18 protein-coding genes are annotated in these 21,323 nt (G+C 59.3%); 8 read left to right on the top strand and 10 right to left on the bottom strand.

The features are described 5' to 3' along the window. Positions 1-108 precede the first annotated feature (108 nt). Positions 109-1,017 carry a malonate decarboxylase subunit epsilon gene (mdcH, locus tag CYR55_RS09835; RefSeq protein ID WP_101815958.1) on the top strand — a complete coding sequence of 303 codons (909 nt, stop codon included), beginning with the start codon at positions 109-111 and terminating at the stop codon, positions 1,015-1,017. A gap of 7 nt (positions 1,018-1,024) precedes the next feature. Here mdcH and CYR55_RS09830 read toward each other — a convergent pair whose 3' ends face one another. From CYR55_RS09830 to CYR55_RS09810, 5 genes are all read right to left on the bottom strand, one after another. Then, positions 1,025-1,957, bottom strand: a complete 933-nt coding sequence (locus CYR55_RS09830; protein WP_101815957.1) for a LysR substrate-binding domain-containing protein — start codon at positions 1,955-1,957, stop codon at positions 1,025-1,027. A 75-nt stretch (positions 1,958-2,032) separates the two neighbouring features. Continuing rightward, entirely contained in the window at positions 2,033-2,791 is a 759-nt protein-coding gene (locus tag CYR55_RS09825) for an iron ABC transporter ATP-binding protein (RefSeq protein ID WP_101815956.1), read from the bottom strand. Next, positions 2,788-3,792 carry an iron chelate uptake ABC transporter family permease subunit gene (locus tag CYR55_RS09820; RefSeq protein WP_101815955.1) on the bottom strand — a complete coding sequence of 335 codons (1,005 nt, stop codon included), beginning with the start codon at positions 3,790-3,792 and terminating at the stop codon, positions 2,788-2,790. Before CYR55_RS09820 ends, CYR55_RS09825 begins: the two co-directional genes overlap by 4 nt. After that, entirely contained in the window at positions 3,782-4,738 is a 957-nt protein-coding gene (locus CYR55_RS09815; protein ID WP_101815954.1) for an ABC transporter permease, read from the bottom strand. Before CYR55_RS09815 ends, CYR55_RS09820 begins: the two co-directional genes overlap by 11 nt. 6 nt (positions 4,739-4,744) lie before the next feature. Next, positions 4,745-5,695 (bottom strand): siderophore ABC transporter substrate-binding protein, encoded by a 951-nt coding sequence (locus tag CYR55_RS09810; protein WP_101815953.1) that lies wholly within the window; start codon positions 5,693-5,695, stop codon positions 4,745-4,747. A gap of 355 nt (positions 5,696-6,050) precedes the next feature. Between CYR55_RS09810 and CYR55_RS09805 the strand changes: the two genes are divergently transcribed. Beyond that, positions 6,051-8,249, top strand: coding sequence for a TonB-dependent siderophore receptor (locus tag CYR55_RS09805; protein WP_165699562.1), 2,199 nt, complete (start codon positions 6,051-6,053; stop codon positions 8,247-8,249). A gap of 67 nt (positions 8,250-8,316) precedes the next feature. On the opposite strand, the gene tssD is transcribed toward CYR55_RS09805, so the two are convergent. Beyond that, positions 8,317-8,796 carry a type VI secretion system tube protein TssD gene (gene tssD / locus CYR55_RS09800; RefSeq protein WP_101815952.1) on the bottom strand — a complete coding sequence of 160 codons (480 nt, stop codon included), beginning with the start codon at positions 8,794-8,796 and terminating at the stop codon, positions 8,317-8,319. 277 nt (positions 8,797-9,073) lie between these two features. Between tssD and arsC the strand changes: the two genes are divergently transcribed. Continuing rightward, positions 9,074-9,508, top strand: coding sequence for an arsenate reductase (glutaredoxin) (arsC, locus tag CYR55_RS09795; protein WP_101815951.1), 435 nt, complete (start codon positions 9,074-9,076; stop codon positions 9,506-9,508). 55 nt (positions 9,509-9,563) lie between these two features. On the opposite strand, the gene mqo is transcribed toward arsC, so the two are convergent. Together mqo and CYR55_RS09785 are read right to left on the bottom strand one after the other, a co-directional pair. After that, a complete protein-coding gene (gene mqo / locus CYR55_RS09790) occupies positions 9,564-11,192 on the bottom strand; it encodes a malate dehydrogenase (quinone) (RefSeq protein WP_101815950.1) in 1,629 nt (542 codons plus the stop codon). A 354-nt stretch (positions 11,193-11,546) separates the two neighbouring features. After that, a complete protein-coding gene (locus tag CYR55_RS09785; protein WP_101815949.1) occupies positions 11,547-12,557 on the bottom strand; it encodes an alpha/beta fold hydrolase in 1,011 nt (336 codons plus the stop codon). A gap of 272 nt (positions 12,558-12,829) precedes the next feature. Here CYR55_RS09785 and yhjD point away from each other — a divergent pair, with 272 nt between their 5' ends. The 4 genes from yhjD to CYR55_RS24130 all read left to right on the top strand — a co-directional run bounded on the left by yhjD (position 12,830) and on the right by CYR55_RS24130 (position 16,979). Further along, complete coding sequence (yhjD, locus tag CYR55_RS09780) at positions 12,830-13,888, top strand: inner membrane protein YhjD (RefSeq protein ID WP_101815948.1); 1,059 nt, start codon at positions 12,830-12,832, stop codon at positions 13,886-13,888. 328 nt (positions 13,889-14,216) lie between these two features. Continuing rightward, a complete protein-coding gene (locus CYR55_RS09775; RefSeq protein WP_101815947.1) occupies positions 14,217-15,539 on the top strand; it encodes an MFS transporter in 1,323 nt (440 codons plus the stop codon). A gap of 121 nt (positions 15,540-15,660) precedes the next feature. Continuing rightward, the gene (locus CYR55_RS09770; RefSeq protein WP_101815946.1) at positions 15,661-16,425 is read left to right on the top strand and encodes a CDP-diacylglycerol diphosphatase; all 765 of its coding nucleotides are present in this window, start codon (positions 15,661-15,663) and stop codon (positions 16,423-16,425) included. Between the two features lie 425 nt (positions 16,426-16,850). Beyond that, positions 16,851-16,979, top strand: coding sequence for a hypothetical protein (locus CYR55_RS24130; protein WP_277622318.1), 129 nt, complete (start codon positions 16,851-16,853; stop codon positions 16,977-16,979). Positions 16,980-17,034: 55 nt separating this feature from the next. Here CYR55_RS24130 and CYR55_RS09765 read toward each other — a convergent pair whose 3' ends face one another. Both CYR55_RS09765 and pdeH read right to left on the bottom strand, forming a co-directional pair. Then, positions 17,035-19,110: an AsmA family protein gene (locus CYR55_RS09765; RefSeq protein ID WP_101815945.1), complete on the bottom strand. Its 2,076-nt coding sequence runs from the start codon at positions 19,108-19,110 to the stop codon at positions 17,035-17,037. A 159-nt stretch (positions 19,111-19,269) separates the two neighbouring features. Beyond that, on the bottom strand, positions 19,270-20,061 hold the full coding sequence (gene pdeH, locus CYR55_RS09760; RefSeq protein ID WP_165699565.1) for a cyclic-guanylate-specific phosphodiesterase: 792 nt from the start codon (positions 20,059-20,061) through the stop codon (positions 19,270-19,272). Between the two features lie 325 nt (positions 20,062-20,386). Here pdeH and kdgK point away from each other — a divergent pair, with 325 nt between their 5' ends. Next, entirely contained in the window at positions 20,387-21,319 is a 933-nt protein-coding gene (kdgK, locus tag CYR55_RS09755) for a 2-dehydro-3-deoxygluconokinase (protein ID WP_101815944.1), read from the top strand. Positions 21,320-21,323 lie beyond the last annotated feature (4 nt).

Raw genomic sequence — 21,323 nt, 5'->3', positions numbered from 1 at the left:
GGCAAAAATGTGAGAGGCATTGACGATGGTCAAACAAAAAGAAGTCAGGCAGAAAACCGCCTCCTTTCCTCCCCGCCCTAAAAGGACGGGGTATCTCGGGGGCATTCGATGAACATCGTGTTTACCTTTCCGGGGCAAGGCACACAGCGCCCCGGCATGTTGCGTGACCTGCCCGATGACGAGACCCGGCGCGAGGCGCAGGCGGTACTGGGTGAGGAATTCAGCACGCTCGACACCCCGGCCGCGCTGCGCCACACCCGCCCGGTGCAACTGGCGCTGCTGATCGCCGGGGTGGCCTGGGCGCGGGCGTTGATTCAGCGTGGGGTCAGGCCGGACATTGTCAGCGGCCTGTCGATTGGTGCCTACCCGGCGGCGGTGATCGCCGGGGCGCTCGGTTTCCGCGACGCGCTGGCGTTGGTGGCCCGGCGCGGCGATCTGATGGAACAGGCCTACCCGCAGGGCTACGGCCTGACCGCGATCGTCGGCCTGACGCTCAGCCAGATCGAAACGCTGGTGGCGGGCAGCGGCACCTTTATCGCCAACCTGAATGCCGATACCCAGTTTGTGATTGCCGGGCGTGATGATGACATGGCAGCCGTTGGCCGGGCGGCGCTGGCCTGCGGGGCCAATAGGGTAGACCGGCTGAAGGTCAGCGTGCCGTCGCACTGTGCGCTGCTGCGTGAACCGGCGCAACAGCTCGCCGGGGCGTTTGACGAGGTGACGCTACAGCGGCCGCACTGCGCCTATCTCAGCGGCAGCACCGCGCGCGTACTCTGGCAACCGGCGCGCATCGCGGAGGATCTGGCACTGAACATGGCGCGCCCGGTGCGCTGGCAGGAGGCCATGGTGGCCGCCGGGGAGCGTGACGGTCGCCTGGCGATTGAGATGCCGCCCGGCGCGGTGCTGACCGGCCTGACCCGCCAGGCGGGCTGGGAAGGGGAGGCCGTGGCGCTTGAGCAGAGTGGGCCTGAGGTGGCAGTCCATCTGGCGGCGCGGCTGCGCGGGAATGCGCGCTGACGGCCGGTCAGCGCCTGGCAGGCAGGCCCAGCGCATACATCCGGCCTTCTGCCGCCAGCGCCAGCAGGTTTGGGTCACGCTCGCGGTTGCGGGCAAACACCAGCGCGATCTGCTGGCGCATCTGGTAAGGCTCCGCCAGCTTCAGCAGTTGCAGGTCATTTTCATAGAGTTTTTTCATCCGGCCCGGCACCAGCGACAGGCCAACGCCCGCCTGCACCATGCTCAGCATGGAGAAAATATCGTTAACACGGGTGACGATCTCCGGTTCGAACCCCGCCACATGGAACGCCTCCTGAAACCCTGCATACGTGGCGAACCCTTCCGCGAGTGAAACAAATTTCCGGTCGCGGTAATCCCGCAGATCCGCTTCATGGCTGCTGTCCAGTGCCTCACTGGCCGGGGCGGCCAGATAGATATCATCATGAAACAGCGGCATGACCTCCAGCGCCTTGTGGTCAATCTGCGTGTCTGATACCGAGATGAGAATCGCGTCCAGCACACTGTCTTCCAGCATGGCGAGCAGCACCTGATTAGAGCCCATGGTGAGATCCAGCTCCAGCTCCGGGCGGCGCAGTTTCATGCCCATTATCAGGCGCGGCATGGTGTCCAGCGTCAGGGAGTAGAGCGTGCCGACCCGCAGCCGTCCCCGGCCGATGCCCGCAATGTGGCGTGTCTCCTCCAGGCCGCGGGCCATCAGCTGCATCACTTCCCGGCAATACTCCAGCAGCGTCCAGGCGGCGGGCTGCGCCACCAGGTTACGCCCCTTGTGGGCAAACAGCGGACAGCCGACCCCCTCCTCCAGCGTATGCAGCGCACGATGCACGCTGACCGCGCTGATCTCCAGCATCTCCGCCGTGCGCGCGATATTCCCGTTGTCCATAAACGCCATGAAAATAGTGAGCTTACGGAAAGTGATGTCGTTGCCGATGTCTGATTTCATGCCTCTGCCTGGGTTCGCCGTGACCGGCTTTACACCCTACACGAAACCGGGTGAAAAAGGGGGCGATCGGGGGCGTCAGCGGTAATAGATGGCGACCGGGCGGCCGCGCACCTGTTCAATGCTGACCTCGGTGTCAAAAATCGCCTCCAGCACCTCCGGGCGCATGATGGCATCCGGCCCGCCGCGGCAGACAACCTGCCCCGCTTTCATCGCGATGATGTGGTCTGAGTAGGCGGCGGCGAAGTTGATGTCATGGATCACCAGAATAATGGTTTTATGCAGCTCATCCGCCGCGCGCCGCAGCTGCTTCATCATCGCCACCGCGTGCTTCATGTCCAGATTGTTGAGCGGCTCGTCCAGCAGCACGTAGTCGGTGTTCTGGCAGAGCACCATCGCGACATACGCCCGCTGCCGCTGGCCGCCGGAGAGCTCGTCGAGGTAACGTTCCTGCAGCGGCAACAGGTCAAGAAACGCCAGCGCGGTATGGATATGCTGACGATCCTCCTCGTTGAGCCGCCCCTGCGTATAGGGGTAACGGCCGAAGCCCACCAGATCGTACACCGTGAGACGGCTGGTAAAGTGGTTCTCCTGCCGCAGCACCGACAGCCTGGTTGCCAGCTGTTTGCCGGGCGTTTGCGCCACATCCAGCCCACCCACCAGCACCTGCCCGGCATCCGGCGTGAGCAGGCGGCCAATCACCGACAGCAGGGTCGATTTCCCCGCCCCGTTGGGGCCGATGATGGACGTCACGCCCCCGGCCGGGATGGTTTCCGCGATCGCCTGTAACACCGGCGTCTGGTGGTACTGCTTACTGATGTTCTTTATCTCAATCACACGGCCGCCTTTTTGACCAACAGGAAGATAAACAGGGCACCGCCGATGAACTCAATCACCACCGACAGCGTGCCCGCCATATTCAGCAGGCGCTCCAGGATCACCTGCCCGCCTACCAGCGTGACCGCGCCAATCAGGAACACGCCCGGCAGCAGGTGGCGGTGCCGGGCGGAGCCGATGACCTGATAAGCGAGGTTAGCCACCAACAGCCCGAGAAAGGTCAGCGGCCCCACCAGCGCGGTTGAGATCGCCACCAGCAGCGACACCAGCAGCAGGATCAGCGTGACCTGTTTCTGATAGGCGATGCCCAGATTGATGGCGGTGTCCCGGCCGAGCGCGATCACGTCCAGTTGGTGGCGCATCCGCCAGACAATCAGCGCCACCAGGGTGCAAATCCCGGCAGCCAGCGCGATGATCTCCGGCGCGGCGCGGGTGAAAGTGGCAAAAATGCGCCCCTGCAAAATGGCGAAATCCCCCGGCGAAAGCAGGCGTTGCAGCAGCCCGGAGAGGCTGCGGAACAGGGTGCCGCACACCAGCCCCACCAGCAGCACGCGGTGCAGGTCAATGCCCACCCCGGCCAGCAGCCAGCGGTAAAGGAACAGCGAGAACACCAGCAACAGCAGGGTATCGCAGAGGAATTTTCCGCTGACGCCCAGTTGCGCCAGGCCGTTGGCATCAATCAGAAAAATCAGCAGGGTCTGGATCAGGATAAACAGCGCTTCCAGCCCCATGATCGAGGGCGTCAGGATGCGGTTACCGGTCACGGTCTGGAACAAGAGCGTCGCCGTGCCGGAGGCGAATGCCACCAGCAGCATGGTCGCCAGCACCAGCCCGCGATGCATCAGGATGTAGCTGATATTGCCGCCGAGGCCGAGGGTCATAAACCCGGTGACGGCACAACCGGCCAGCCCGGCGAGCAGCAGCAGGCGTTTCACCGGCCGGCTCAATGCCCGCCGCGCCCGGCCTTCCCCGGCACGGCGGGTTGCGTCTTCAGCGTGCATGGCGCGGGTTCCTTATGATGAGGGCCAAAAATACCGCCGCCCCGATGACCCCAAGGATCACACTCACCGGGATCTCAAACGGCGCGATCAGCAGGCGGCCGATGATGTCGCACAGCAGCACCAGCCCGCCCCCGGCGAAGCAGACCCACGGCAGGGTGCGGCGCAGGTTGTCGCCCATCATCATGCTGACGATGTTGGGCACAATCAGCCCGAGGAACGGCAGCACGCCGATCACCACCACCACCACGCCGCTTATCACCGCGATGATCGCCATGCCCGCCAGCATCACCCGCTGATAATTCAGCCCGACATTCACCGAGAATTCGCGCCCCATGCCGGCCACGGTGAAACGATCCGCGATCAGGCAGGCTATCAGCGTCAGTGCGCCGACTACCCACAGCAGCTCATAGCGCCCCTGCAATACGCCGGAGAAATCCCCTGACTCCCAGCCGCCCAGCGACTGCAACAGGTCAAATTCCATCGCCAGAAAGGTGGTGACGGCGCTGAACACCGCGCCCAGCATGATGCCCGCCAGCGGCACCATCAGCGGCGATTTCATCCGCATCCGCCCCAGCAGCAGCAGAAACAGCAGCGTGCCGCCCAGCGCAAACAGGGTCGCCACCAGCATTTTCACCATCACCGGCGCACCGGGGCTGACCACCATCACCAGCAGCAGCCCCAGCCCGGCGGACTGGGTCGTCCCGGCGATGGAAGGCTCAACAAAGCGGTTCTGGGTCAGCATCTGCATAATCAGCCCGGCCACGCTCATGGCGCTGCCGGCCAGCAGCAGCGCCAGCGTGCGCGGCACCCGGCTGAGCAGGAAGATCTCCCGCATCGCCGGGTCAGACCAGAACCCCGCCGGCGTCACCTGCCCGGCCCCAATAAACAGACTACAGGCCATCAGGCCCAGCAACAGCACCAGGCCGGTTAAGGTAAGGAGCTTCATGGTAGGTTACTGCGCTGCCGCGCTGTCCAGCGCTGCGCTGATCTTGTCCATCAGCTGGGTATAGCTCTGGATGCCGCCGGCAATATAGAGCGACGCGGAATCCAGGTAGATCACCCGCTGGTTTTTCCAGGCATTGGTCTTCTCAATCAGCGGGTTATCCAGCACCTGTTGGGCAGATTGCCCTTCGGCGCGGCCAATCGCATTATCGCGGTCCAGCACAAACAGCCAGTCCGGGTTGGCGTTGAGGATGAATTCCGACGAGACCACGTTGCCGTGTTTGCCGGTCTGCGGGAAGGTGGCGGCCGGGGTGAAGCCCAGCTCATCAAAGATAAAGCCGAAACGTGAGCCCGCGCTGAACGCCGACATCTTCCCGCCGCTGATCATCACGATCATCGCCGATCCGGCATGGGCGGATTTTTGCTTAATCTTTTCCGCCTGGGCAGTGAAGTTTGCCAGCAGGGTTTTGGCCTCGGCCTGTTTGCCGAAGATGGCCGCCAGTTGTTCGGTGCGTTGGGCCAGGCTCTGCATAAAGTGTTGCGGGTCAACGTCCAGCGCGATGGTCGGCGCGATTTCGCTGAGCTTGTCATAGGCATCATGGGCGCGGCCACCGGCGATGATCAGGTCTGGCCTGGCGTTGCTGAGCGCCTCGTAATCCGGCTCAAACAGTGTCCCGGCATTCAGGTACTCACTGCCGAGGTACTTCGCCAGATAGGACGGCAGATGCGTGCTGGATTGCGGCACCCCGGCCACCGGGATCTTCAGCGCGTCGGCGTTATCCAGCGTGGCCGGGTTCAGGATAATCACCTTTTTCGGGTTCAGCGGCACCTGCGTGGTGCCCTGCGCGTGGTCCACCTTCATGGCCGGGGCGGTATCAGCACCGGCAGAGGAGTTATCGCACCCGGTCAGGGCGAGGGAGGCCGTCACGAATGACGCAAACAGAGCTGCACGTAAACGCATTTCATCTCCTGATGTCGCTAAATTACCACTGATTGCAAATAGTAATCATTACTATTCTTATTTGTCGCCACGGATGATACCTGATAGAGGGCCGTGATGAACAGATTGGCTTTTGGCCCTGCTCCCGCTGCCTTTCGTTATCGCTTTGGCTGACTCCCCTCGTAAGTTTTTATTTTTTATTAATTACTTACTGACGCCAGCGCACAAAAAGTCACCGTTTTTTCACGCCTCACCAGGTACTGGGTGAATTGTGAGGAAATTATGAAAGTTAATGCCTCGCTATTTAAATAAAAATGATTATCATTACCATACGCATTTACTTACAAATTCATATAAAAAACAGGGGTTTTTCTTAATGAACACCACAAAATCTTACTGTTTGCGGCCTTGTGCAGTGGTGCTGGCGGGGCTGATGAGCGGAAGTGGTTACGCGGCAGAGGCAACGCCTGCGTTATCAAAAGACGAAGGAGAAGTGATGACGGTGCAGGCCACGGCGGCGGAGGAGCTGAAGCAGCAGCCCGGCGTGTCAATCATCACCGCCAAAGACATTGAGAAAACCCCGCCGGTAAACGATCTCTCCGACATCATCCGCAAAATGCCCGGCGTTAACCTCACCGGCAACAGCGCCACCGGCAGCCGCGGCAATAACCGGCAGATTGACATCCGCGGCATGGGGCCGGAAAACACCCTGATCCTGATAGACGGCGTGCCGGTGACGTCACGCAATTCCGTGCGCTACAGCTGGCGCGGCGAGCGTGACACCCGTGGCGACAGCAACTGGGTGCCGCCGGAGATGGTAGAACGCATTGAAGTGCTGCGTGGCCCGGCAGCGGCCCGCTATGGCTCCGGCGCGGCAGGCGGCGTGGTGAATATCATCACTAAACGCCCAACCAATGACTGGCACGGTTCCCTGTCGCTCTACACCAACCAGCCGGAAAATGATAAAGAGGGGGCGACCAAACGCGCTAACTTCAGCCTGAATGGCCCGCTGGCGGGGGATGCACTGACCATGCGGCTCTACGGCAACCTCAATAAAACTGACGCCGATGCCTATGACATCAACACCGCGCAAAACGGTTCCTACGCGGCCGGGCGCGAGGGCGTGCGTAACAAAGACATCAACGCCCTGCTCTCCTGGAAAATCACACCGACGCAGGTTGTGGATTTCAACTACGGCTACAGCCGCCAGGGCAATATCTACGCCGGGGACACCCAATACAGTAACGGCAATGTCAGCCCCAATGGGCTGGTGCCGTCACTCTATGGCAGTGAAACTAATCGGCTTTACCGCCAGACCTACGGTATCACTCATAACGGCATCTGGGACTGGGGCCAGTCCAAATTCGGCGTTTATTACGAAAAAACCAACAATACCCGCCTGCAGGAAGGCTCGACCGGCCGGGTAGAAGGGATGATCAACAGCGACGCCTATAATACCAGCCGGCTGGAGAACTACCGCACCAGCGGCGAGCTGAATATCCCGCTGGATCGCTGGGTTGACCAGACCCTGACGGTCGGCGCGGAGTGGAACCGCGAACAGCTCGACGATCCGGCCTCCATGTCGGCTACCGATGCCGCTGGGGTCACCATCGGCGGTGTGTCAGGCGACCCCTCTGCCCGCAGCAGCAAAAACAGCGCCGAACTGAGCGCCCTGTATATCGAAGACAATATCGAGGCCGTTCCCGGCACGGTGATCATTCCCGGGGTGCGGTTCGACTACCACAGCAAATTTGGCGGCAATTTCAGCCCGAGCCTGAACGCATCACAGGATCTGGGCAAGTATTTCAAACTCAAAGCCGGGATTGCACGGGTCTTCAAAGCGCCTAACCTTTACCAGTCCAGCGAAGGTTACCTGCTCTCGACCCGCGGCAACGGCTGCCCGGTCAACATCGCCTCCGGCAGCTGCTACCTGCTGGGCAATGATAACCTCGACCCGGAAGTCAGCATTAATAAAGAAATCGGCCTGCAATTCAGCCATAACGGCTATGAGGCGGGCGTTACTTATTTCCGTAACGATTACAAAAACAAGATTGTTTCAGGCACGGACATCATCGGTTACGCCTCCAACGGCTATAACATCCTGCGTTGGGAGAATGGCGGCAAGGCGCTGGTGGAAGGGCTGGAAGCCAACCTGACGGTACCGGTTATCCGTGAAAAGCTCGACTGGCGCACCAATGCCACCTATATGATCACTTCAGAAAACAAAGAAACCGGCAACCCGCTGTCAATCATCCCGGAATACACCATCAACACCATGCTGGACTGGCAGGTCACCGGGAAGCTCTCCACCAACCTGACCTGGACGATGTATGGCCGGCAGAAACCGCGTGACTATGCGGAAATCCGCAATGAATCCGGTGCGATGTCCGACCGGGAAGTGGGCGCTTACTCGGTGGCGGGTATCGGGGCGAATTACGAACTGGTGAAGAACCTGCGCCTGAATGCCGGTATCAGCAACCTGTTTGATAAACAGATCTACCGTGAAAACGAAGGTGCCTCGACCTATAACGAACCGGGCCGCGCCTATTACGCCGGGGTGACGATGTCATTCTGATTCTTTTCCACAGGCTGCGTTACGCTTATAGCCACTTAAAAAACGCCGGATTCCCGGCGTTTATTCATTATGCCGCGTCACCGGGATCGTGATAAATCACCTGGCCTTGATCATCAGCCCAGATAACCGCGTCATAACGCATATCGAGGGTTTCCGTTATAGAGTACGGCGGCGTCTCGGTGTCGCTGCGGGGGCCCATATTCAAGGAAATAGAGACGATCTGAACCCCGCTTAACGTCAGGGAGAAGCGCCGGTTTTCTTGTTGCGCCTTCTGGTTGGGATATACCATTATTTTGACTTCCTGAAGCAGCTGCCCGGTACAGATCGCTTTCTGGAGCAAAGGGCTTGCGCTGTCCAGTGGCTTTTCAATACGCATTGGCCCACGCCGCCGGGTCAGTACCGGGGGCGCCACATCATAGTCGGTTGACATCCCCATTTCATGATCGAGGCCCACTATCTCACAACTTCCTTTTTTGTCCTCCTCGTTAACCGACCCCGCAATCCGTTGTCCGTTTTCATCTTTTAACCACATATAGGCAAGCATCATGAATCACATCCTCTGTTTATCTTTGATAGAAAACCGGGGAAAAGAGTACGCTTGCATTACCGGCCGGTAAAAAGCCAACGCGCCTTGCCGTTATTTACATTAAAAAAATGGGTATGATGTCTCAATTATTAGATGGATCACGCTGAGCATTTTTGAATTATTATTCAGCACATTACTGCTATGAATCTGTGCGTCAGGAAAATAACGGCCGGCTATAGGATGCGGCCGGGCGCACAGGTAGTGCTGCCCGTTTAGAAGTGAAAAGAAGGTGTTTGCGATGACTGAAATCACGATTTACCACAACCCCGATTGCGGCACCTCGCGCAATACGCTGGCGCTGATCCGTAACAGCGGCGTGGAGCCGCAGATTATTCACTATCTGGAGACGCCACCAACCGCGGAGCAACTCACGGCGTTGATCGCTGAGATGGGGATCCCGGTGCGCGACCTGTTGCGGAAAAATACCGCCCCCTACGTGCAATTGGGGCTGGAACAGGCCCCGCACAGCGATGAACAGCTGATCGCGTTAATGGCCACCCACCCGATTCTGATCAACCGGCCGGTTGTGGTCACGCCACGCGGCACCGCGCTCTGCCGCCCGTCAGAAAAGGTGCTGGATCTGCTGCCCGACGCCCAGCAAGGTGCCTTCAGCAAAGAAGATGGCGAAGCGGTGATCGGTGCCGATGGCCAGCGCATCACACCGGCTGGCTGACCGGCAGCATAAGGTATAAAAAAGCCCGCATCGCGCGGGCTTTTTCCGGTGAAACTCAGAGTGCCGTTTCGGCGTGGGTTTCGCCGGGGGCGGGGGTGCTGGCTGGAGTGGTCGCCGGTGCCGGTTGCGGCAGGCTTTCCAGTTGCAGGATACGGCTGGTCTCTTCCAGCACCTGTTGCGTCAGGGCCAGGTTGCCGTTCAGCGGCTGACCGTAGGAAGGGATGATCTGTTTGAGCTTCGCCTGCCATTCCGGTGAGGCGACTTTCTCTTTGAACACCCTCTCCATCAGCTCCAGCATGATCGGCGCGGCCGTGGATGCGCCCGGTGACGCGCCAAGCAGCGCGGCGATGGTGCCGTCACGCGAGGTCACCACTTCGGTGCCGAGGCGCAACACGCCGCCCTTCTTCTCATCTTTTTCGATGATCTGCACCCGCTGGCCGGCCACCCACAGTTTCCAGTCCTCTTTGCGCGCTTCTGGGAAATACTCCTGCAGCGCACGGTGACGGTCATCCTCACTGAGCATCAGTTGCCCAATCAGGTATTTCACCAGGTTGAAGTTGTCCAGGCCCACGTGCGCCATCGGCATGATGTTGCCGGGGCGCAGGCTGCCGAACAGATCCCACAGCGAGCCGTTTTTCAGGAACTTGCTGGAGAAGGTGGCGAACGGCCCGAACAGCAGCACGCGTTTGCCGTCCAGCACGCGGGTGTCCAGGTGCGGCACCGACATCGGCGGCGCCCCCACGGTAGCCTTGCCGTAGACTTTCGCCATGTGGCGTTTGACCACCTCCGGGTTCTCGGTGACCAGGAACTCCCCACCCACCGGGAAACCGCCGTAGTTGCGCGCTTCCGGAATGCCGGATTTCTGCAACAGCGTCAGGGACGCCCCGCCCGCCCCGATAAAGATGAAACGGGTACGCACGCGCCGCTCACGGCCGCCGTTTTGCAGGTCGGCGATGGTCACCGTCCAGGTTTTGTCACTGTTGCGTTTGATGTCACGCACTTCATGGCCGGTCTGGTGCACAAAATTCGGGCTGCTGCGCAGGGAAGCCACCAGTTGGCGGGTCACTTCACCGAAGTTGACGTCAGTGCCGATCGGGATGCGCGTCGCCGCCACTTTCTGCTGCGGGTCACGCCCGTCCATCACCGCCGGGATCCAGTCGCGGATTTGCGCCGGATCTTCGGAGTATTCCATGCCGCGGAACAGCGTGCTCTGTTGCAGGGCCGCATGGCGTTTACGCAGGAAGTTGATGTTGTCCTCGCCCCAGACAAAGCTCATATGCGGGACGCTGTTAATAAAGGAGCGCGGGGAGTGCATGACGTTACGCTGAACCTGATACGCCCAGAACTGGCGCGAAATCTGGAACGATTCGTTGATCGCCACCGCTTTGCTGATGTCGATGGAGCCGTCCGGCTTCTCCGGCGTGTAGTTCATTTCGGCCAGTGCGGCATGGCCGGTGCCGGCGTTGTTCCAGCCGTTGGAGCTTTCGTCTGCCACGGAAGAGAGACGCTCCACCATGTGGATAGTCCAGTCCGGCTCCAGCTCCTGTAAATAGGTGCCGAGCGTGGCGCTCATGATGCCGCCGCCGATCAAAACCACATCGACGACCTGCTTTTCCTCTGCTGCCGCTTGCGTAACAGACATTACCGTATTCAAGCAAAGCGCATTGGCACGTAGTTTGTTCATAACCCGTCTCTGCATCCTTGAAAAACAATAACTTCATGAAAATAAAACATGCTGAGTCGTACAACGTCAGCAATGTGTGCATCGCGGCGTTGCATCCTTTATTCCCACAACCGGTTGAAGGTTAAATTTAACATTAAATTAACATATCTGGTCAATAAATATGAAAAATTCAACTTTTCGTTATCAATATAACATCGTTGTTAGCCCGGCTAAAAAGGATTTTAAACTTTAAAATTTGTCAACAAACATTGTGTGGGTTTATTGCGGGCATGATGAGAGGTTGCGCGATTTGCATAAAAAAGCCGCTGCGCGGGCGCAACGGCTTTCAGGGTTGCCGGAACAGGCGCCGGCGGCTTAGGTTCCGTTATGCGGGGCCGCAAGCCAGCCCATCAGTGCCTGGTGGAACGCCGCCGGATCCTGGATCTGCGGGGAGTGACCGAGCGCCGGGAACTCGACCAGCGTAGCCTGCGGAATGACGGCGGCGGTGCGTTTGCCCAGTTCCTCATAGCGCCCCAGTTTTGGCTTAAGTTCCGCCGGGGCCTGCGCCTTGCCGATCGCTGTATTGTCTTTGCCGCCAATCAGCAGCAGCGTCGGCATTTTCAGGTGCGGGAACTCGTAAACCACCGGCTGGGCAAACACCATATCGGTGGTGAGCGCCTGATCCCACGCGACTTTCTGCTTGTCCGGCCCCGCATACATGCCTGCCAGCATGTTGACCCAGCGGTCATACTCCGGTTTCCAGTGGCCCGCATAATAGGTGCTGCGCTGGTAAGCACGGATGGATTCCGCATCGGTTTTCAGCTCGCCCTGATAGGCCGCGTCGATGCCCTGGTAAGGCACGCCGAGCGCTTTCCAGTCCTCCAGCCCGATGGGGTTCACCAGCACCAGTTGTTCGACCTGTTGCGGGTACATCAACGCATAACGGGTGGAGAGCATGCCGCCCATCGAGTGCCCCAGCACCGTCAGGTGTTGCACGTTCAGTTTTTCCAGCAGCGCGTGGGTGTTGGTGGCCAGTTGCTGGAAGCTGAACTGGTAGTGCTGCGGTTTGGAGGACTTGCAGAACCCGATCTGGTCCGGCACCACCACGCGATAACCGGCATCGCTCAGGGTGGTGATGGTCTGCTCCCAGGTTGCCCCACAGAAATTTTTCCCGTGCATCAGCATCACGGTTTTGCCGTTCGGCTTCGCGGGTTTGACGTCCATATAGGCCATCTGCAACGGCTGGCCCTGGGAGGTAAAGGTGAAATGTTCCACCGGGTGGGGGTAGGTAAAACCAGAGAGTTCAGCGTCATAGGTGGCCGGGGCAGCCAGCACGGCAAACGGCAGCGCCGCCAGTGCCGGCACCAGGGTCGGGAGCAGTTTCATCAGCAGGTTCCTGTTGTTGACTTGTAAACTGTGGGTCGCCAAACGGCGACCGTAAAAGGTTTATGGCATTGAAATGGCCATAAAACCGTAGCACATCCTGTCTGCCTGCCTGCGCGCCCGGCTAAAACTGACCATTCTTTACGCAATCAGCGCGCTTTTTGCCGTTTCTCCGGCCCTATCCGGCTGACTCTGCAGGGGTAAACCGGAAAGCCGGGCGGCCTCGGCTATAATTAACCTAAGCCCTGACGTTTTCACAAAGGACACTGTACGTAATGCCGAAAGATTCTGAATTACATCGCGTGGCGCAGCGCAGCGACCACCCGACCATCACGGAGCACGCCACCGCTAACCTGCCCACGGACAAACCGCTGATCAATGTCAAAACCGGCAACGCCGACATTGACCACCAGATTAGCCGCTTCTCCCGGCTGGTCGCCCGTTTTCAGGCATGGGCACCGGTCGCCCATGTGCTGCGGGCAGTGGAGCGGTTTAATGACCGGCTGGGCAGCCAGTTCGGCGCTGCCATCACCTACTTCTCTTTTTTGTCCCTGATCCCGATTCTGATGGTGTCGTTCGCTGCCGTGGGGTTTGTGCTGGCCTCGCACCCCGATCTGCTCACGGAGCTGATCGGCAAAATTGTGAACAGCATCAGCGATCCGTCGCTGGCCGCCACGCTGAAAAATACCGTGAACACCGCCATTCAACAGCGTACTGCGGTGGGCCTGACCGGTTTGCTGCTGGCGCTCTACTCCGGCATCAGCTGGATGGGCAACTTGCGGGAAGCGATCCTCGCCCAGTCGCGTGATGTCTGGGAACGCAACGCGCAGGACAAGGAGAAAATTTACCTGCGCTACCTGCGCGATTTTATCTCGCTGATTGGGCTGGTGGTGGCGCTGATCCTGACGCTGTCGCTGACGTCAGTGGCCGGGTCGGCACAGGAGTCGATTGTCGAGGCATTGGGGCTGTCACACATTGAGTGGCTGCGCCCGGCGATGACCATCATCGCCCTGAGCATTTCGATTATGGCGAACTACCTGCTGTTCCTGTGGATCTTCTGGATGCTGCCGCGCCACAAGCCGCGTAAAAAGGCGCTGTTCCGTGGCACGCTGATCGCTGCCATTGGGTTTGAAGTGATCAAGATGATCATGACCCTGACACTGCCGAGCCTGGCGAAATCAGCCTCCGGCGCGGCCTTTGGTTCGGTGATCGGCCTGATGGCGTTCTTCTACTATTTCGCCCGCCTGACGCTGTTCTGCGCCGCGTGGATCGCCACCGCCAAATATAAAGGCGACCAGCCGATCGGCACACCGCCGCAGACCAAAGCGCCGTAAACTTCCCTATCATGCCAGGCAGCGCCTGATGCCTGGCATGATATTCCAGCTTGAGCGAAAAAAACCTCGCAAAAATGCTGATATTCAGGGTCTTCACCAGCCTGAACCAGCATATCTCACTACCCTGAAAATTTTCTTTCCCCGGTTTTTGGTGTCTTCCGCTGTGATTTATCCATACCGCAAACTTATGAAGTGCTAAACCGGTTATCTCAGAAAGATTATTCTTTTTTACCCGCACAGCCGGTTTCCGGCGCTTTTTACAGCGTTGAAATGGTGCTTTGCTGTGCTTAAGATGATTTTTTACATAAATCCTAAATAAGATACATTTATGCAAGCCACCATCGCACCGCCCATTGATTCTGAGCAACAGGCCACCCCGACCAACTCACGCGGCAAAGTGATCGTTGCTTCCCTTATTGGTACCGCCATCGAGTTTTTTGATTTCTACATCTACGCCACGGCGGCCGTGATCGTCTTCCCGCACATCTTCTTCCCGCAGGGTGATCCGACCGCCGCCACGCTGCAATCCCTGGCGACCTTTGCCATCGCGTTTGTCGCGCGCCCGATTGGCTCAGCGCTGTTCGGCCACTTTGGCGACCGCGTGGGCCGTAAAGTCACCCTGGTGGCGTCACTGCTGACGATGGGGATCTCGACCGTGCTGATCGGCCTGCTGCCGGGCTACGCCACCATCGGCGTGTTCGCCCCGATGCTGCTGGCGCTGGCGCGCTTCGGCCAGGGCCTTGGCCTCGGCGGTGAGTGGGGCGGCGCAGCGCTGCTGGCGACGGAAAATGCCCCGGCGAAAAAGCGGGCGCTCTATGGCTCCTTCCCGCAACTGGGTGCGCCGATCGGCTTCTTCTTTGCCAACGGTACTTTCCTGCTGCTCTCCTGGCTGCTGACCGACGAGCAATTTATGGAATGGGGCTGGCGCGTGCCGTTCATTCTCTCCTCCGCGCTGGTGCTGATCGGCCTGTATGTGCGCGTGTCGCTGCATGAAACCCCGGTGTTTGCCAAGGTGGCAAAAGCGGGTAAACAGGTGAAAATCCCGCTCGGTACGCTGCTGAGCAAACATATGAAGGCGACCATCCTCGGCACCTTTATCATGCTGGCGACCTATACGCTGTTCTACCTGATGACGGTCTACTCCATGACCTACGGCACCACCGCGCAGCCGCTGGGGCTGGGCTACTCGCGCAACAGCTTCCTGTGGATGCTGATGGTGGCGGTGATTGGTTTCGGCATTATGGTGCCGATCGCCGGGCTGCTGGCGGATGCCTTCGGCCGCCGCAAAACCATGATTGTGATTACCCTGCTGATGATCGCCTTCGCCTTTGTGTTCCCGAGCCTGCTGGGTTCCGGTAATCAGGTACTGGTGATGGGCTTCCTGCTGCTCGGCCTGAGCATCATGGGGCTGACGTTCGGCCCGATGGGCGCGCTGCTGCCGGAGCTGTTCCCGACCGAAGTGCGCTACACCGGCGCGTCATTCTCCTATAACGTGGCGTCGATCCTCGGTGCCTCGGTGGCTCCGTACATCGCCACCTGGCTGGCGACCCACTACGGCCTCGCCTATGTCGGCTTCTATCTGGCGGCGATGGCCACCCTGACGCTGATTGCCCTGTTGCTGATGAAAGAGACCCGCCACCAGGCGCTGTAATCTTTGTACGCCTCTCCCCGGCCGGTGCCCTGCACCGGCTTTTTTCTGCCTGCGCACCGCCTTTCTTTCGTCATCCCACCCACGTATGCTCTCTTTTCAGCCTGTTACCGGAACCCTGCTTATGCCCCATACCCGTGGTTATGTTGTGTGGATTGGCGCGTTGGTTGCCCTGTGCCTGCTGGCGGCGGGGGCGTATCTCTGGCTGCGCCCCGCCCACCCGGACGCATTATGGAAGATCGTCAGTGAACAGTGCCTGCCCAATCTGCAACGCACCGGGCAAGCGGCGCCCTGTGTGCTGGCAAACCCCGCCGCCGGCTATGTCGTGTTGAAAGACCAGAACGGGCCGCTGCAATACCTGCTGATGCCGGCTGCCAAGGTCACCGGCATCGAAAGCCCAACCCTGCTGGACGCGAAAACCCCCAACTTCTTTATGCAGGCGTGGCAGGCACGCGGCGTGATGGCCCGGCGCTATGGTCAGCCGATTGATGACAGCGTGATTTCCCTGGCGATTAACTCTGAATGGGGGCGGACGCAGAACCAGCTGCATATTCATCTCTCCTGTTTGCGCCCGGACGTGCAGCAACAGCTTCAGGCGGCCGATGGCCACATCACGCCACGCTGGCAGCCGCTGACGCTTGAGGGCCAGCCCTGGCTGGCACGGCGCGTCACGCCGGAGGAATTGGCACAAAGCGGCGCATTCCGCCTGCTGGCCGGGGGCGTACCAGGGGCAAAAGAGGAGATGGGGCACTACGGGCTGGCGATGGTCAGGGCGAAAAGCGGGGATTTCCTGCTGCTGGCGATTGAGCGTGACCTGCTGTCGCTGAACCTGGCCTCCGCTGAAACATTGCAGGATCACCAGTGCCAACTGCTGAAGAAAACGGGCTGATCGCGCCCATCCTTCAGGCACAAAAAAACCGCTTTTCAGCGGTTTTTTTGTCCGGCTACGCAGTTAGCAGGCTACGCAGGCAGGGTGCTCTACTTAAAAAAACAGGCAGCGGCATACAACGCGATAATATCCCCCTCATGCATTGTCGTCACGCTTTTTTTCAAACCCGAAATTGCAATTTGCAATTAAAGTTAACCAGCATTAAATATCTGATTTAAGATAAATTAATTATAAAATGATTTTTATCAGCGCGGTACCCTGTAGACTCTTGCCGGGGCCGTTCCGCCCGTTTAGCAGCGGGTCACCGGGCCTTGGGTAACGGGTACTCTTCCCCGTGAATGGCAGGCAGCGGCATACTGCCTGCTTTTCTGGAGGCTTCCCGGTGAGTTTGCAGAAATAGCGGATCGCCTGTCAGGGATTCGGCAATGAAAAAGACGCGTAAATTGTTTATTACGCTGTTCGTTGCGCTGGTAATGCAGACGGCTGCGGAGGAAGGTTGGCAGATTAACGTCTCTAACGTTCAGCTTCAGCTGAACCTGTTCCAGCCCAGGTAATGCTAAAAACAAAAACCGCTCCTTTTGGGAGCGGTTTTTTTATGGCCGACACTGCTTATTTATCGGCTTTCATTTTCTGTAACAGCGGGCCGCACTGGTTCTCTTCCCCTTCGCTTGGGGAGATCAGCGCCAGCAGCGAGGCGGCGGGGCCGACGACCGCACCGAGCGCCACAGCCGCCGCGCCACGGGCGATCAGCGGCCCCGGTTTCACCCCGGCATCCGGATCTTTGAAGGTACCGCGCACGTAAAGCGGTGAGCGCAGGGTGATGATGCGAAGCCCTTTGCTGTCCGGGTTAACCGAAAGATCCAGCCGCTCATTGGCGAAGTTGGTGGTGCCGGTAATGTTGATGATCGCGTTCTCCGTGTCAAACACGAACAGCCGCGGCGCCGCTACCCCGTCCCGGACGTTGATGTCCGCGGCGGCGCAGTTGATCGCCACTTCATCATCCCCAAACAGTTTACCCACCACGTAGTTCCCCACGTTCAGCCCGGCAATCTCCATCAGGTTACGGCTGATCACGCCATCGTTAATCAACAGCTGCAATTGGCCGTTACTGCTGCCGAGCAGTGCGGAGACGGAATTCCCGGTGCCGGTAAAGGAGGCATCGCCGTTCAGCTGGCCCAGGCTGCTGCGCATCGCTTCAACGTTCGGGAACAGTTCCTTGAGTTGCAGGCCGCGTGCGTGCATATCCACCCGCCCCGGCATCGGATTTTTATTCCCTTCCAGCCGGATGGTGGAATTCAGGTTGCCGCCGGCCACGCCGAAGCGCAGTGGGTCAAGCAACAGCACACCGTCAGTGAGTTTCAGGTGGGTGCTCAAATCGCTCAGCGGCAGGGATTTGCCGTGCTCGATCCGTTTAGCCGCGAACTTCACATCCGCGTCCATCACGTCCCAGCTTTTGGTATCAAATTTCTCAACCGGCAACACTTTATCTGACGGTTGACGGGTGGTTTCACCGCGTTTCGCCTTGTCTTTATTGGAATCCGCGCCAATCAGCGGCGCCAGGTCAGCAAAGCGCAGCTGTTTTGAGACCACATCCCCGGTGAGTTTCGGCCGGGGTTTGCTGGCGTGGTAGACCAGTGAACCGTGGATGTCGCTGTCGCCAATCTCACCGTTGAAATCGCGGTAACGGTAGACGGCACCCCCCTTCTCTTTCAGGGTCGCGGAGAGGCGGCCGTCGGTTTCATACGGTGGGGATTGCGGCAGCAGTACACCGGTCAGGCCATAAAGGTCAGAGAGCGTTTCACCGGAGAGTTTCAGGCGCAGATCCAGCGCACCGAGGTTGGTCGGGTCTGTCAGGGTACCGGAGACCGCCACCCGCGTATTGCCGGAGCGCACATCAGCCTGCACCGGGAACGGCGTGCGGGCATCCTGCAACGCCAGCAGGCCGCCAATTTTCCCACTGCCGGAGAGCGGCTGGCCGTTATAGCGGCCATCCACTTTCCAGCCAAACATAAAGTCCGGCGGCGTGGTGTCCGCTTTCTGTTTCGCGCCCTCATCCTTTTTCTGCCCGGAAACTTCCGCATACGGCAACGGTTTGCCCAGCGGGTCGATCACTGCGCGCACGTCCGCTTTGGCGATGGCATCTTTGTAGTCGATCTGGCCGCGATCAAAGGCGATATCACCGATGTTGATTGACCAGGCGGAAGGTTGCGGGTTGGGGTCGGGGTTCTGGCTGCTGGCGAGATTGAACGTCCAGTTATTTTTGCCGTCTGAGAGCCGTTGCAGGGCGGCATCCGGTTTGGTCAGGCGGATATGCGGGATGCTCACGGTTTTGCTCAGCAATGCCAGCGGGGCCAGTGTGGCATCAGCCCGTTGCAGTGTGACCATGTTGTTGCCGAGGTCCTTGGTTTCAGGGATGCCCTGCGGGTTGCCGAGCACAATATCCTCGGCGTGAATGTGCGGCCACGGCACCCACGAACGCCAGCCACGCTCCTCTTTCTGGCGTGACCAGTCCACCCCCAGGTTGCCGCGGATGGCAAACGGGCGGTTCAGCTCGGTAGAGACTTTTTCATTGATAGTGGGCTTCAGGCGGTTCCAGTCAAAGGTCATGATGAACACCACCAGGGCAATCAGCACAACCACCAGGACTCCCACGACCCAGCTTATTATTTTTCCTGTTCGCGACATGAGCTATTCCTGACAGAGAATTAACAGTTTCGTCAGCTTAACAATAGTTTAAATTGGCCGGTCTTGCCTGCGCGGCATCTGCGGCGAACGAGGAAAATAGGCGTTCAGGCCTGTTGGTAACAGGGTTTACAACGTGAACCGGGAATGTAACCCGGTATGTCAGCCGGTGAAAAACAGCGGCAGTCCGGCCTCAAGGTTAAATACCTGCGGGCGTGACATATAGTAGCCCTGGGCGGCATGGGCATCAGACGCGCAGACCATCGCCCACTCTTCGGCGGTCTCGACCCCTTCAATGATCACGCCCTTACTGTAGCGGTTCAGCAGCGTCACCAGCGTAAAGAACAACCGGGAACCCTCCTCGCTCTGGCGCAGCAGGATAAACAGCTCCCGCGCGACTTTGATGTATTCATACTTCCAGGCAGTGAACGAGCAGAAATTGGCGAGACCGTTGCCGAAGTCATCCAGCCACAGGCGGTCTGACTGGGCAATCTGCCCCAGTGGGCGGGTCAGCGCCATTTCTGCCTGCTCGACCAGCTCAAAGCGGGCAAACGGCATTGCGGCGATGCGGGCACAGAGGGCCGGCTGCTGCTGCAACGCTTCCAATGACTGCCCGTCCACATTGATCGAGGCCAGCAGCCCGCGCGGCTCCAGCTCAGGCCGCCACAGCTCCAGCAGCTGGAGTTGCTCCTGAATAATGATCAGCCGCCGCGTCACACTGATGGCGGCAAAGTAGCGTTCCGGTGAGAGGAATTTCCCAGGGTTTGAAGGATGTGACACGGCGGTCAGCAGCTCCAGACCCAGCATATGGCCGCTGGTCAGGTAAATGGGCTGAAATTTGTAGGTTCGCTGGCATTGCCGCCAGAAACTCTGTTCCTTCGCGCGATCAATCACAGAGAATGATGGCGTGAACAGACCAGACATCATCTTGGTTATCATCGTTGCTGTTGCCATGTTCGTGGTGGTTGAGTGAAAGCCGGCACCGTATGCCGGGTGCGGCAGCGGGATGTCACCGCCGGTCACCTGCCCTGCGCCGTGTTATACGCTTAGTTACTATCGGCCCCGGCGCCTGAAACTTTATCGTTGGAAAGCGCTTTGGCGTGGGGTTCGCGGCCTTTACACGGCCTGCGCGCTAAGCCGCTGAAATCCCTGAGGGCAGAAAAAGCGCGATCTCTCCTAAGAATTTTAAAACGTTGTTTTATTGCTGTTGACTCGCTCCGGCCTTCGGTTAAGACTACCGGAAACCCCTATTCACCCCCCTTTAAACAGGCCAGCCACCATGACAAGCCAGAAAATTGCCGTTATCGGCGAATGTATGATTGAACTGTCGCAAAAAGGTGCGGATCTCAGCCGCGGCTTTGGCGGCGATACGCTGAACACCGCCGTCTACCTCGCCCGCCAGGTGCCGGAGACGACGCTGGGCGTACACTACGTCACCGCGCTCGGCACGGACACCTTCAGCCAGGAGATGCTGGCGGCCTGGCAGCGTGAAAAGGTCAATACCTCCCTGGTACAGCGGCTGGAGAATAAGTTGCCCGGTCTCTATTTCATTGAGACCGACGCGCAGGGCGAACGCACGTTCTACTACTGGCGCAATGAGGCCGCCGCCCGCTTCTGGCTGGACGGCCCGCAGGCGGACGCACTGTGTGAACAGCTGGCCCACTATGATTATCTCTACCTGAGCGGCATCAGCCTGGCGATCCTGACGCCGGAACGGCGCGAACGGTTGATGACCCTGCTGCGGGACTGCCGCGCCCATGGCGGCAAGGTGATTTTTGACAACAACTACCGCCCGCGCCTGTGGCAACAGCGGGAAGAGACGCAGCAGGCGTATCAGGCGATGCTCGCCTGCACCGACATCGCGTTCCTGACGCTGGATGATGAGGATGCGCTGTGGGGTGAACAACCGGTCGGGGCAGTGATCGCCCGTACCCGCGCGCTGGGCGTGACGGAGATTGTAATCAAACGCGGGGCAGAGGCGTGCCTGGTTTCAGATCCGCAGGGCACGCTGCATGAAGTGGCAGCGGTGAAGCTGGCGAAAGAAGAGGTGGTGGACACCACGGCCGCCGGGGATTCCTTCAGCGCCGGGTACCTGGCAGTGCGGCTGACCGGCGGTGATGTGGTGGCCGCTGCCGAACGCGGCCACCTCACCGCCAGCACCGTGATCCGCCACCGGGGTGCGATCATCCCGCTGGAGGCGATGCCGCGCTGATCCC

This window comes from Chimaeribacter californicus, assembly GCF_002858675.1.
GTDB lineage: Bacteria > Pseudomonadota > Gammaproteobacteria > Enterobacterales > Enterobacteriaceae > Chimaeribacter > Chimaeribacter californicus.
This window is presented reverse-complemented; position numbering and strand designations above follow the sequence as displayed.

What these genes read in the sequence shown, in the direction of transcription:
- mdcH (WP_101815958.1), top strand. Translation starts at nt 109, where the DNA reads ATGAACATCGTGTTTACCTTTCCGGGGCAAGGCACACAGCGCCCCGGC.
- CYR55_RS09830 (WP_101815957.1), bottom strand. Translation starts at nt 1,957, where the DNA reads ATGAAATCAGACATCGGCAACGACATCACTTTCCGTAAGCTCACTATT.
- CYR55_RS09820 (WP_101815955.1), bottom strand. Translation starts at nt 3,792, where the DNA reads ATGCACGCTGAAGACGCAACCCGCCGTGCCGGGGAAGGCCGGGCGCGG.
- CYR55_RS09815 (WP_101815954.1), bottom strand. Translation starts at nt 4,738, where the DNA reads ATGAAGCTCCTTACCTTAACCGGCCTGGTGCTGTTGCTGGGCCTGATG.
- CYR55_RS09810 (WP_101815953.1), bottom strand. Translation starts at nt 5,695, where the DNA reads ATGCGTTTACGTGCAGCTCTGTTTGCGTCATTCGTGACGGCCTCCCTC.
- CYR55_RS09805 (WP_165699562.1), top strand. Translation starts at nt 6,051, where the DNA reads ATGAACACCACAAAATCTTACTGTTTGCGGCCTTGTGCAGTGGTGCTG.
- tssD (WP_101815952.1), bottom strand. Translation starts at nt 8,796, where the DNA reads ATGATGCTTGCCTATATGTGGTTAAAAGATGAAAACGGACAACGGATT.
- arsC (WP_101815951.1), top strand. Translation starts at nt 9,074, where the DNA reads ATGACTGAAATCACGATTTACCACAACCCCGATTGCGGCACCTCGCGC.
- mqo (WP_101815950.1), bottom strand. Translation starts at nt 11,192, where the DNA reads ATGAACAAACTACGTGCCAATGCGCTTTGCTTGAATACGGTAATGTCT.
- CYR55_RS09785 (WP_101815949.1), bottom strand. Translation starts at nt 12,557, where the DNA reads ATGAAACTGCTCCCGACCCTGGTGCCGGCACTGGCGGCGCTGCCGTTT.
- yhjD (WP_101815948.1), top strand. Translation starts at nt 12,830, where the DNA reads ATGCCGAAAGATTCTGAATTACATCGCGTGGCGCAGCGCAGCGACCAC.
- CYR55_RS09775 (WP_101815947.1), top strand. Translation starts at nt 14,217, where the DNA reads ATGCAAGCCACCATCGCACCGCCCATTGATTCTGAGCAACAGGCCACC.
- CYR55_RS09770 (WP_101815946.1), top strand. Translation starts at nt 15,661, where the DNA reads ATGCCCCATACCCGTGGTTATGTTGTGTGGATTGGCGCGTTGGTTGCC.
- CYR55_RS24130 (WP_277622318.1), top strand. Translation starts at nt 16,851, where the DNA reads ATGAAAAAGACGCGTAAATTGTTTATTACGCTGTTCGTTGCGCTGGTA.
- CYR55_RS09765 (WP_101815945.1), bottom strand. Translation starts at nt 19,110, where the DNA reads ATGTCGCGAACAGGAAAAATAATAAGCTGGGTCGTGGGAGTCCTGGTG.
- pdeH (WP_165699565.1), bottom strand. Translation starts at nt 20,061, where the DNA reads ATGGCAACAGCAACGATGATAACCAAGATGATGTCTGGTCTGTTCACG.
- kdgK (WP_101815944.1), top strand. Translation starts at nt 20,387, where the DNA reads ATGACAAGCCAGAAAATTGCCGTTATCGGCGAATGTATGATTGAACTG.